Below are 12,033 nucleotides of genomic sequence, written 5' to 3' on the forward strand. Positions count from 1 at the left end.
TGGAAACGTATGGTATGAAGGGAATTATCAATTGGAAATTCCTTGCAATGACATTAATCCTTTTAAAAAAAGTAAAGAATGAAATTTTTTATAGACACGGCGAATTTAGACGAAATACGTGAGGCCCAAGAACTTGGAGTTTTGGACGGTGTAACAACCAATCCCTCCTTAATGGCCAAGGAAGGTATCACCGGAAGAGACAAAATCTTGAAGCACTATGTGGATATCTGTGAAATTGTGGACGGAGACGTATCCGCTGAGGTAATCGCCACCGATTTCGATAAAATAATAAAGGAAGGGGAGCAGCTCGCCGAACTTCATGATCAAATAGTGGTGAAAGTCCCGATGATCGAAGATGGCGTGAAGGCCCTGAAGTATTTTTCGGATAATGGTATCCGCACCAACTGTACACTCGTTTTCTCAGCTGGCCAAGCATTATTGGCCGCCAAAGCAGGGGCTACGTACGTTTCCCCATTTATCGGTAGGCTTGATGACATTTCGACAGACGGTCTGAACCTTATTGCCGAAATACGTCATATTTACGATAATTACGGCTACGAGACCCAAATTCTCGCCGCTTCGATACGTCATACGATGCATATTATCAATTGCGCCAAAATTGGCGCCGATGTCATGACCGGTGGTCTGGATTCAATCAAAGGATTACTGAAGCATCCATTGACCGATAGCGGTCTGGAAAAATTCTTGGCGGATTATAAAAAAGGAAATTAATTCATAGTTGGTTTAGGATTTTATATTTTATGCTTAGCGCTAATCCAGTTCTTGGGTAAAACCTTAGGTTCACAGCTAAAAAACCGTGAAATATCGTAAGATATATCACGGTTTTTTAGCTGTATCTACTCTTTTCCGATTGACTATAACGGTTTGTAAACATCGGCAAAGGCATTTACAATACGCCCGTCTTCGGTAATAATGCATTTGTTGAGCCGGTCGATAACCAACGATTTTGTGAGGGCATCAAAATCCGTGGCGCGGTACTGCATGTGTTGGTCGAGATCGGAGGTTTCCAGTAGGCCTTTCCAAACGGTTTCTGGGGTTCTAATGTTAATGCCTACAAATCGGTTTTCCGGATTTTCGGCGGTGAGCTTGGCAACTCTTCTTTTTATGTGCTCGAAGTGATTCCGGTTACTACCCGACCAAAAATAGAAAACGGTTTTCTTTTTCCCTGCTATATCCCGTAGAGAAATCGTATTCCCATCCAAATCATAAACAGCTACATCGGGAATTTCTTTATGGGGCTGAATGTTTTTGATTCCCTCATAAAGCGCGTCGATTTCTTGCATATGGCGGTTATTGTCTGATAGTTTATGAAAACTTTCAATAAATTTTTCGTTGTTTTCTTCCGCATCATTGACGTTCAGCAAATAATTAAAGGCAACGTACCTGAAAAGATTGTCCCTTAGATCCTTCTCCTGTACCAGACTGTCGATCAATTGCAGTTTATGCATGTTGAAATGCAGGGGATTGCGCACCATACCCTTTTTGATCGCGCAGTCGTGTTTACAGGTCATATACGACAGATTGCCCATATGATTATTCATAAATTGGTAATAGGGGCGGAGATACGTGAGATCTTTGTCGTTAAAGGTCAAATCAGAACGATAGTTGTAAAAATTTTCGGGTAGTTTGTCGAATACATTTTCCCCAGTAAACTTTAAATGCTTGAACGCATATTCTTCTTTATAGGTGTTGTAGTTATATTCCACACTCGCCCTACCGATTTTTTCCTTTTTCTCTGAAAGTGCGCTTTCTTTGTTCAGTTCGGTTAGCGCATCGAGCCGTATTTGCTTTAGGGAATCGATCTTATCCACAAAATCAACGGCATTCAATCGGTATAAAGTCCGTATCAGACTGGCCTCCTCTTCGTTAGCGAGAAAAAGATCCAAGAGAAAATTATTTATTTCCTCTCCTTTTCCCGAAAAAATAAGTGACTCGTCGAAATATAGAGTATTCAGCCGAATCATCAGGCTATCTCCCTTCTCAAGATATACATACTGTAGTTCGGGCTCATGGTTGAAATGATACAGTCCTTCGGAGATAGAGTCCATAGTAAAAGAGAACCTATTCTGCCCGTCCAATTTTGCGGAGTCAAGAGCAACATCGCCCTTGAACAATACGACATATTCGCTTGATGGATTAACGATTTCCCCGGCGAAAAATGCATTTTGGGATTTTTTTTCTCCTTTACCACATCCTACCAGCACGCACAAAAAAATATAAAAAATCGGTTTGCTCATATATATTTAGGTACTTGCATAGTGACACAAGGCTACTCAAATTTACGCATCCCTTGTCCCCTATGCTGTTAATAGGGAGTTAAAAGTATATCTGGAAACATCAATGGAATCGGTAGAGGTATCTATGCAGGTTCGTTCGTTTAGCCAGTGAAAAATCCGTATTTTTGCACGGATTTTAAAAAAATAAACTATGTTGTCGGTTTCAAATTTATCCGTTCAATTCGGAAAAAGGATATTGTTCGATGAAGTAAACGTGACCTTTACGCAGGGGAACTGTTATGGTGTTATCGGAGCCAATGGGGCGGGTAAGTCAACCTTTCTTAGGATTCTTTCCGGACAGATCGATCCCACCTCTGGTCACGTAAACCTGGAACCCGGAAAACGAATGTCGATTCTTGAGCAAGACCATAATGCCTACGATGCTTCGACCGTTTTGGAAACCGTGGTGATGGGAAACAAGCCTTTGTTTTCAATCAAACAGCAAATCGATGCCCTGTATGCGGATTACACGGACGAAAATGCCGATAAAATCGGGGAGTTGCAGGTAGAATTCGAGGAAATGAACGGATGGAACGCGGATGCCGCCGCTGCCGCATTGTTGTCGAACCTTGGTATACCGGAAGAACTGCACTATACGACCATGGCCGAAATGGATTCCAAGTTAAAGGTACGTGTGCTATTGGCCCAGGCTCTTTTTGGGAATCCAGATGTGCTCATCATGGACGAACCTACCAACGATTTGGATTATGAGACGATCAATTGGTTGGAAAATTTCTTGGCCAATTACGAGAATACGGTAATCGTCGTATCCCATGACCGTCATTTTTTGGATTCCGTATGTACCAGTATCGCCGATATCGATTTCGGAAAGATGAACCTGTATTCGGGTAATTACACTTTTTGGTACGAAAGCAGCCAGCTGGCGGCCCGTCAGCGTGCACAACAGAACAAAAAAGCGGAAGAAAAAGCTAAAGAACTGCAAGAATTCATCGCTCGGTTCAGTGCCAATGTGGCCAAGAGCAAACAAGCGACCTCGCGAAAGAAGATGTTGTCGAAATTAAAGATAGAGGATATCAAGCCCTCGAGCCGAAGGTATCCAGCCATTATATTTGACCGCGAGCGGGAAGCGGGCGACCAAATATTGAACGTTGAAAAACTTGCCGCTTCCACAGAAGACGGTGAGCTGCTTTTCGAAAACGTAAATGTAAACCTTGCCAAAGGAGATAAGGTGGCCGTAATTTCTAAAGATTCCCGGGCCACGTCCGCGTTTTACGAAATCCTCAACGAAAACAAAAAGGCCGATGCCGGTTCTTTTCAGTGGGGCATAACCACGAACCAATCCTACCTACCGGCCGATAATTCCGATTTTTTTCAGGAAAATATCAGTCTGGTCGATTGGCTACGCCAATGGGCCAAGACCGAAGAGGAACGCGAAGAAGTCTACATCCGCGGATTTTTGGGAAAAATGCTTTTCAGTGGTGAGGAAGCCCTCAAAAAATGTACGGTTTTGTCGGGTGGCGAAAAAGTCAGGTGTATGCTTAGCCGTATGATGATGCTACGTGCCAACGTACTAATGCTTGACGAGCCTACGAACCACTTGGACCTGGAGAGCATCACCGCTTTCAACAACTCGCTAAAAAATTTCAAGGGCACAGTGCTTTTCACGACCCATGATCACGAATTTGCACATACCGTGGCCGATCGAATCATCGAATTGACCCCTAAAGGCAACATTGACAGATATTTGACGTTTGAAGAGTATATGTCCGACAAGGCATTGCGGGAGCAGCGCGATAAAATGTACGCAGTTCCGGCTTAGTAAGTACAAGTCTTGATTTTTTGTTTTACCTACGAATGGTGCGTTTGACACTTTCGAATAAAAAGTCAGGATAAGTTCATATCCATTAAACCCAAATCTTGACATTATGAAAACCTATACTCTTGTCTATGCCTTCATGGCATTCTCTATCTTTGGTTGTAGTAAATCTGATACTGACACCGTTGATGACGGCAAAATCGAACCAAGCGTCGAGGCCGATTACACTTTACTCGTAAATACGAAGGGTATGCTCACCGGCAAGCTGCTGAATGGCGATGCCGAAACGCTAAGCGTGAACGATGCCGAAAGTGGATTTATCGCTATCGCCGAACCCCAATTGATTTCGGAAGAAGGTAAAGTTTTGACCATGTATCACAAAAAATCGAATTGTGGTGGCAGCATCACCGTGCACGATTTCAATGACGCTACCTCCAAGAGTTTCGACGTGTTCGCCGACCTAGGCACTTGTACCCTTACGCCAAAAGCTATCGTTAAAGGCGACCCTATGGTATATATCGCTTATGAAAAAGAGGTCAGTACCGAAACTAACGAGTTTTGGGTACGGGCCATCGATATTTCCGGTACCGAAATCACTTTTGAGGATATAGCCCTTAAGTACACTCCGGAGGGTTTGGCTTTTTCCAATGATAGACTTTTCATTTTAGGTCTTGACGAAGAAATCAATGACGAACATAAATTGACGGTTTTGGATGCTAACACCAACATAGAGGTATTCGAAGACAACCTTGGTTTTGATGCCAGAAGTATTTTTAAAAATCCCGAAGGGAATATTATTATTGGTTATGACGAACTTCATAGTACCTATAATAGCGCTACATTGGCTTTTACCTATACCAATTATCCTTCCGGAAAGGCCCCTAATTTTCTCAACTCCGAATTTAAGCACTTCGATAGCAGCGGAAAAATGTACTATGCAATGTTGGCCGGTACACTCAGTGCATATTCCTTGGTACCAGCAATATACGATTTCGATAAAAATTTGACGGTACTCTATGCCTACGAGAATTTTTTAACCGCGGCCCAGCTCAACTTTGAATTCGAAATTGAGAATACCACGGTGGTGCATTATGACGAAGCCAATAATTTACTTTTGATCGGATATAAAAAATCCGGTGCGGGCAATAAAGGAGGGCTGTTAAGGATTAAAGCAAACCCCCAACCTAAATTTGCCGGTAATATAGATTTAGAGGGAGCACCCTACGCTATCTATATCACGAATTAAAATACTTACTGTTCCAAATTGCGGGATTAAAGTTCTTACCTAATGCAAAGCCATAAAAAATAACTACTGATGCAATGCATTTGAACATAAAGAAGAAAATAATCCAAAATTCTGCGGTAGAATTGTTCTTGGAGAATAAACCTTGCGGTATGAGCATGGTAACCAGATAACTTACCAATGCGGTCAACAGGGCCAGGTTTACGATACTCTTGAAAGGCCACATCAGCCATTTACGTAGCGGATGCAAATCCTTGCCCCATTTATGTATTAAATAAAAATAGTTGTTTCCTATGGGCGCAAACAGTATGGGGTCGTCCCTATCCTCCAACTTGAACAATTTAGAGGGTGCCATAATTTTAAAGCCCTGGATTTCGATATTATGCTGCTTCTCAAGCCATTTGATTTTGGATATGGCTTCGGGGGGAATCTCGCCCTTGAAATATTTTGTAATCAGAAAACGCAACCTGTAATCGATACATATTTTTTTGATCTGATCAAGATGATAGATACGGCCGGTTTCTAAAAGGTCGAAATCGAATGCATTTACAATGTTATCCTTTCCTCCGCTAATATTTTTTTCGATACGTTCGTGACATTCGGAGTCAGCAGTTAAAATTTTTTGGACTTCCTCTAAAATAGCCCGCGAAACTTTTTCATCGTCTTTTAGACGGATGAGTTTCTCTTCGATGTTGGTTCTTTTTAATAGCATTTCTTTTTCTTTTATTCCAAATTTAAGCATTTCAACGCTAAACTGGATTTTCTACAGAAGCGTAAAAGTTAATATTTTGTTAATTGGCGTGCGGCTTACTTCTATTTTTTAAGGAAGGAAGCTTTTGGTTGTATCTTGTCGGAGAAATTCGCCCGTTCAACGATTGCTAATTTCCCAAGTCCATAATTTCCCATGATAAAATCCCTTATCGCTTCTTTTTTAGTCTTTTTGCTCACTGTCTTTTCCGTTTCAGCGCAAAAATTCTCATCTAGATCGGTAAAACCAATTCCTTTTCACATCAATAAATGGTCCATTCTGCGAACCACAGCGGCTTCTGAGAAGTATCAGACGCTTTTGGCGGTAATCAAAGCGACCGATTTCGAGGATTTGATGGACCATTCCGGTCCGTTCACCGTTTTTGCACCCTCCAATCTTGCATTTGAGAAATTATCCGGTACTTCTTTAGAGGATTTAATGCGGCCTGATCACAAAAAAGAACTTAAAGCTTTGATGAGTTATCATATTGTTGCCGGTAAATTCTCCGCATCAAAAATTTTAAAGGCTTTAAGTAGGGGTAAGGGGAAAACCACTTTCACGAGCCTTCAAGGCGACATTATTACGGCTACTATGAATGGGATCGATATTATTTTAAGTGATAGTTTCGGGAATACGGCAACCATTGTTGTAGCGGACGCCAACCAACAGAACGGGATAATTCATGAAATCGACGCCGTAATCAGACCTGAAAAATTACAGTGAACTTTGCGGAATTGTTCATAGTCAGATTGGTAAAATAATTTTTAATTTTCTTACAGCCAACTGTGACCAGCAAATCCTTCTAGCCTCACCGCAATTCCGCCCCAAGTTCTTTTTGGTAGCTCCGTTGCAGCTTGTCCATGATTTTATCAATTTGCTTATCGGTCAGGGTACGTTGGGAATCTTGCAAAGTGAAGCTCACGGCGTATGATTTTTTACCTTTGGGAAGTTTATCTCCAGTATATACATCGAAGAGATTGATATCCTTCAATAATTTTTTCTCCGTGCGTCGACCGAGTGCATAGACTTCCTGAAATGTGATTCTATCGTCTAATAGCAGCGCAAAATCCCGTTTTACTTCTGGATATTTTGGAATCTCCTGATAACTGATGTCATTCTTTTTAGCCAATGCGATCACCTGGTCCCAATTGAACTCTGCATAGAGGGTTTCCTGCTTGATGTCCATTTGTTTCAGAATGGATTTCCGTACCGTGCCTATCGAAACTAGTTCTTTGGAGTTGACCGTCATGGCAAGCCCTTCCGCAAAAATCGGATTTTCCGTACGCGCCGGGATGGTTTCCGATATGCCCAATCGGTGTAGAACGTTCGTGACAATGGACTTCAAATAGAAAAAATCGGTTCCTTTTTCTGCTATTGCCCAACTATCCGCATGTCGGTTTCCTGTTAAAAATAGACTCAGGCATTTCTTTTCAATGTATGATTTACCCGTTTGATGATAGGTTTTTCCGAACTCGAACAACTTTAAATCCCTATTCTTCCTATTAATATTATGCGAAACAGCTTCCAATCCTGAAAACAGCAGCGACTGGCGCATGACCGACAATTCGGTTCCGAGGGGATTGAGCATAGCAACCGCGCTCTTCCCAAAACTGTCACCCAAAAGATTGGAATACTCCGGTGAAGTTAAACTGTTGGCCATGATTTCGAAGAACCCTTGTGCCGCTAAAAAATTACCGACGCTGTGCTGTAGTTTATAATCCTCGTACTTATAGGTCGGTGCTATCGAGGCATTCAATTTGTTTTTGAAATCGATATTATTATAGCCGTAAATACGTAAAATTTCCTCTATAACGTCGACCTCTCGCTGCACATCGACCCGGTAAGAGGGAATAGATAGCCCAAGGCCGGCCTCGGTCACGCTCTTTACCCGAATATCCAAGGACGCGAGAATGGATTTGATAGTGTCTTGCGGAATTTCTTGGCCGATAAGGGAGTAAGTCTTTCGAAACGTAAGGAACACCTGCTGTTCGTCGATTCGTTTCGGATAAAAATCAACGACATCGGAGGTAATGTCGCCGCCGGCAAGATCTTTGATGAGCAGTGCGGCGCGTTTTAGGGCATATTCTACGTTTTCGATATCGATACCCCGCTCAAAACGAAAAGAGGCATCGGTATTGAGGCCATGTCTTTTTGCGGTTTTACGTACCGAAACCGGATCGAAATAGGCGCTTTCCAAAAAGATGGCCTTGGTTTTCTCAGTGACCCCAGTGTTAATACCGCCAAAAACACCGGCGATACACATGGGTTTTTCAGCATCGCAGATCATCAGGTCGTCTTCATGCAAATTACGCTCTTCACCGTCTAGGGTCATGAATTTTGTGCCTGCGGGTAAGGTCTTTACGATTATTTTATGCTCATGTATTCTTTCGGCGTCAAACGCGTGTAAAGGCTGCCCCAATTCATGTAAAACATAATTGGTAACGTCTACAACATTGTTTATAGGCTTTGCGCCAATGGCACGTAGTCGGTGCTGTAACCAATCGGGAGAGGGTTTGACTTTTAGGTTACTAATGGTCACCCCGCAATATCGCGGTGCTGCCTTATTGTTATCAACGGTTACCTGTACTTTTAAAGATCGGTTGTCAATACCGAATTGGCTCACGGAAGGGGTAATGAGTTCTTTGTCGATTTCTCGCTGTTTCAGTCCGGCCTTCAAATCCCTTGCCACACCGAAATGGCTCATGGCATCGGCACGGTTCGGGGTTAGGCCGATTTCAAAAACTTCGTCCTGTTCAACCTCGAAAACTTCCGAACAAGGTGTGCCAGGGGCCAGATTATCCTCTAGTACCATGATGCCGTCATGGCCGGCTCCGAGCCCGAGTTCATCTTCGGCACAAATCATACCATGACTTTCCTCACCGCGTATCTTTCCTTTTTTTATATGCCAGGCTTCTCCATCCGGAGGGTACAATGTAGTGCCAATAGTAGCCACGGGTACTTTTTGATCTTTGGCTACATTGGGCGCGCCGCAGACAATCTGCACTGGAACTTCGGCCCCGATATCAACGGAAGTGAGCTTTAGTGTATCGGCATTCGAATGTTTTTCACAGGAAAGTACATGGCCGACGACGACTCCTTTTAATCCTCCTTTGATGGATTCAAAAGTGGTAATTCCCTCCACTTCAAGCCCAATATCGGTCAAAAGTTCGGCGGTTTTATGGGATGGCCAATCCAGGTTAATAAATTGCTTCAACCAATTGTATGAAATCTGCATGGTTTAGGATTAGGATACTCTGATTAAAACTTTTGAACCGCACTTAGAAGTGGCAAAGATAAAATAATGGGTTTGGAAATGGGGATTTAGGGCTTGTAATTTCTAAATTATAGTCGATTTCCCCAGCCAGATATTCTCTTCGTTCAGATTAAAATTTTCATCGGAATCTACGATGTTCTCGGTGATATAATCACCGACGTATTCCGTACCGTACTTACTGCTGCCCAGCACATCGGGAGTAACCACTTTTTTCACGAAGGATTTATGAACGGCGCTCATGACAGCATTTGCTTCCTCATCCATCCCAAAATGCTGTAACATCATGGCCGTGCTTAGGATGGAGGCTATAGGATTGGCAATATTCTTGCCCTTGGCCTGTGGATATGAGCCATGGAAAGGTTCGAACATGGCGTTATCGGAACCCACGGATGCCGTGGGCAAGAGACCCGAGGAACCTATTATGACACTGCCCAGATCGGATAGGATGTCACCGAACATGTTATCGGTCAATATAACATCGAATTGGTCAGGCTTTAGCATCATCTGAACGGCCGCATTGTCTATAAAAAGACATTGCAGTTCGACATCGGAATAGCTTTTACCGATTTCCGTAACTGTTTTGCGCCACAGTCTTGAGGATTCCAAAACATTTGCCTTATCGACAAGGGTCAATTTTTTTCTTCTTTTTTTTGCTGCTTTAAAAGCCAAATGGGCGATACGGCTTATTTCTTGCTCCGAATATTCACAAAGATCGGAAGCAATGGTACCATCGGCACTTATTGTTTTCTTGCCGAAATAAATACCTCCCGTAAGTTCCCGAAAAATAACCAGATTGGTATTGACGATTATTTTTTCCTTTAAAGGGGAATTATGAATAAGTGTAGGAAAGGTTCTTATCGGACGGATGCTTGCAAAAAGCTCCAATTCCTTCCGTAATTTTAGCAGGCCCTGTTCTGGCCGTATTTTGGCTTCTGGGTTGTTGTCGTACTCCAAAGCACCGATAGCGCCGAACAAGATAGCGTCGGACTCCCGGCATAATTTGAGGGTTTCGTCGGGCAGGGGTTTTCCCGTACTGGTCATGGCAATGGCACCGACAGGCGCCTCGTGATATATAAAACGGTGGTTAAAGGTTTCTTCTACGGCCTTAAGGCATTTGACCGATTGGGCCAGTACCTCGGGTCCGATACCGTCTCCACCAAGAAGGGCTATTTTTAGTTGCATGACATTGGGTTACTGCGTTATTCGGTTGCAAAGATATTGCGTTTTCAGATGCGATGAATACAATTTCTGCACTACCGTAAAAATAACCTAATAACTCAATAACACCATAGGCCAAGTTCGAATAACTATGGGACAATCCCTTTAATGCGGAAAAGAATGTGAAAATGTGGAAAAGGGCGTGAAGTTGTTACGATACACTTTCTATCCCCAAATTGCAGGCCTCTATGATTTGAGGAATGTCTTCGTCGGAGATTGCTTTGTGTACGTCGGCAAACTTTAGAAACTCTTCGTAAACTTCGTCCAATTGACGTTTGGTCAGCTCATAGCCGACAAGTTTTGCCCGGTAGGCCAATGCTGCCCGGCCACTTCTTGCGGTGAGCACTATCGAAGATTCATTGACACCGACGTCTTCGGGGTCCATAATCTCATAAGTTTCCCTGTTCTTGATGACCCCGTCTTGATGAATACCGGAGCTATGCGCAAAGGCATTCGCACCGACTATGGCCTTGTTGGGCTGCACCACCATTCCCATCTTCCGCGATACCATCTGGCTGGTATCGTACAATAATTTACTGTTGATATTGGTGTCCAGATTTAGGTCGGGATGCTGGCGCATAATCATCACTACTTCCTCCAAAGACGTATTTCCGGCCCGTTCACCGATGCCGTTGATTGTACATTCGATCTGTCTTGCCCCGTTCATTACACCTGCGATTGAATTGGCGGTGGCGAGACCTAGGTCATTATGGCAATGGCACGAGAGGATGGCCTTATCTATGCCCTTTACATTTTCTATCAGATATTTCATTTTGGCGCCGTATTCTTCCGGCAGGCAATATCCCGTTGTATCCGGTATGTTAAGTACCGTGGCGCCCGCCTTTATGACCGCTTCACAGACCTTGGCCAAATATTCGTTATCGGTACGACCGGCATCCTCGGCGTAAAACTCCACATCCTCCACAAAAGTTTTGGCATATTTGACGGCGTTGACCGCACGTTCGATAATGGCCTCGCGATTGGAATTGAACTTAAATTTAATATGGGAATCGGAAGTGCCTATCCCGGTATGAATCCGTGGTTTTTTGGCAAATTTTAAAGCTTCCGCAGCTACTTCGATATCCTTTTTGACGGCCCGGGTGAGTCCGCATACCGTAGCATTTTTCACCAATTTGGAAATCGCTTCAACGGATGTAAAATCACCGGGACTCGATATCGGAAATCCCGCTTCAATAATATCCACACCTAAATCATCTAAACGTTCGGCAATGACCAATTTTTGGTCGGCATCCAATTTACATCCGGGCACCTGTTCGCCATCACGTAACGTGGTATCAAAAATTTGTACTATATCTTTACCCATTATATTTTGTACTTTAGCTAGCTTATTTTGAAACCGTTTACACTTTTCTTTATCCTAAAATATGGAAATGTATTCGGGTGTCGATTAAAAATCCAAGACACATTCATAATCGCTGGTTACGAATATAAAACCAAATATGCAGTTGGACTATC

General features: G+C 43.1%; 9 protein-coding genes. 4 read left to right on the top strand and 5 right to left on the bottom strand.

Annotated features, from left to right (window positions below; all coding sequences use genetic code 11):
- The first annotated feature begins 78 nt into the window (after nt 1-78).
- A complete protein-coding gene (gene fsa / locus BLT07_RS08205) occupies nt 79-732 on the top strand; it encodes a fructose-6-phosphate aldolase (protein ID WP_091867620.1) in 654 nt (217 codons plus the stop codon).
- 143 nt (nt 733-875) lie between these two features.
- Here the strand turns inward: fsa and BLT07_RS08210 are convergent, their stop codons facing one another.
- The gene (locus BLT07_RS08210) at nt 876-2,258 is read right to left on the bottom strand and encodes a peroxiredoxin family protein (RefSeq protein ID WP_091867622.1); all 1,383 of its coding nucleotides are present in this window, start codon (nt 2,256-2,258) and stop codon (nt 876-878) included.
- 190 nt (nt 2,259-2,448) lie between these two features.
- On the opposite strand from BLT07_RS08210, the gene BLT07_RS08215 reads away from it, so the two are divergent.
- Both BLT07_RS08215 and BLT07_RS08220 read left to right on the top strand, forming a co-directional pair.
- Nucleotides 2,449-4,077: an ABC-F family ATP-binding cassette domain-containing protein gene (locus BLT07_RS08215; RefSeq protein ID WP_091867624.1), complete on the top strand. Its 1,629-nt coding sequence runs from the start codon at nt 2,449-2,451 to the stop codon at nt 4,075-4,077.
- Between the two features lie 106 nt (nt 4,078-4,183).
- Nucleotides 4,184-5,320 (top strand): hypothetical protein, encoded by a 1,137-nt coding sequence (locus BLT07_RS08220; protein ID WP_091867626.1) that lies wholly within the window; start codon nt 4,184-4,186, stop codon nt 5,318-5,320.
- On the opposite strand, the gene BLT07_RS08225 is transcribed toward BLT07_RS08220, so the two are convergent.
- Nucleotides 5,310-6,029 (bottom strand): hypothetical protein, encoded by a 720-nt coding sequence (locus tag BLT07_RS08225; RefSeq protein ID WP_091868227.1) that lies wholly within the window; start codon nt 6,027-6,029, stop codon nt 5,310-5,312. The two genes, BLT07_RS08220 and BLT07_RS08225, sit on opposite strands and share 11 nt — an antisense overlap.
- A 192-nt stretch (nt 6,030-6,221) precedes the next feature.
- Here BLT07_RS08225 and BLT07_RS08230 point away from each other — a divergent pair, with 192 nt between their 5' ends.
- The gene (locus BLT07_RS08230; protein ID WP_091867628.1) at nt 6,222-6,788 is read left to right on the top strand and encodes a fasciclin domain-containing protein; all 567 of its coding nucleotides are present in this window, start codon (nt 6,222-6,224) and stop codon (nt 6,786-6,788) included.
- Nucleotides 6,789-6,873: 85 nt separating this feature from the next.
- Here BLT07_RS08230 and pheT read toward each other — a convergent pair whose 3' ends face one another.
- From pheT to BLT07_RS08245, 3 genes are all read right to left on the bottom strand, one after another.
- On the bottom strand, nt 6,874-9,300 hold the full coding sequence (pheT, locus tag BLT07_RS08235) for a phenylalanine--tRNA ligase subunit beta (protein ID WP_091867630.1): 2,427 nt from the start codon (nt 9,298-9,300) through the stop codon (nt 6,874-6,876).
- A gap of 102 nt (nt 9,301-9,402) precedes the next feature.
- Nucleotides 9,403-10,521 (bottom strand): 3-isopropylmalate dehydrogenase, encoded by a 1,119-nt coding sequence (gene leuB / locus BLT07_RS08240; RefSeq protein WP_091867632.1) that lies wholly within the window; start codon nt 10,519-10,521, stop codon nt 9,403-9,405.
- A 187-nt stretch (nt 10,522-10,708) separates the two neighbouring features.
- Nucleotides 10,709-11,881 (bottom strand): 2-isopropylmalate synthase, encoded by a 1,173-nt coding sequence (locus BLT07_RS08245; protein ID WP_091867634.1) that lies wholly within the window; start codon nt 11,879-11,881, stop codon nt 10,709-10,711.
- Nucleotides 11,882-12,033: the final 152 nt, after the last annotated feature.

Origin of the sequence: Pricia antarctica, from assembly GCF_900101815.1 — a bacterium.
Taxonomy (GTDB): Bacteria; Bacteroidota; Bacteroidia; order Flavobacteriales; family Flavobacteriaceae; genus Pricia; species Pricia antarctica.

Coding starts and splice junctions, on each gene's coding strand:
- BLT07_RS08225 (WP_091868227.1), bottom strand. CDS start 6,029: ATGCTATTAAAAAGAACCAACATCGAAGAGAAACTCATCCGTCTAAAA.
- leuB (WP_091867632.1), bottom strand. CDS start 10,521: ATGCAACTAAAAATAGCCCTTCTTGGTGGAGACGGTATCGGACCCGAG.
- BLT07_RS08215 (WP_091867624.1), top strand. CDS start 2,449: ATGTTGTCGGTTTCAAATTTATCCGTTCAATTCGGAAAAAGGATATTG.
- BLT07_RS08220 (WP_091867626.1), top strand. CDS start 4,184: ATGAAAACCTATACTCTTGTCTATGCCTTCATGGCATTCTCTATCTTT.
- BLT07_RS08230 (WP_091867628.1), top strand. CDS start 6,222: ATGATAAAATCCCTTATCGCTTCTTTTTTAGTCTTTTTGCTCACTGTC.
- fsa (WP_091867620.1), top strand. CDS start 79: ATGAAATTTTTTATAGACACGGCGAATTTAGACGAAATACGTGAGGCC.
- pheT (WP_091867630.1), bottom strand. CDS start 9,300: ATGCAGATTTCATACAATTGGTTGAAGCAATTTATTAACCTGGATTGG.
- BLT07_RS08245 (WP_091867634.1), bottom strand. CDS start 11,881: ATGGGTAAAGATATAGTACAAATTTTTGATACCACGTTACGTGATGGC.
- BLT07_RS08210 (WP_091867622.1), bottom strand. CDS start 2,258: ATGAGCAAACCGATTTTTTATATTTTTTTGTGCGTGCTGGTAGGATGT.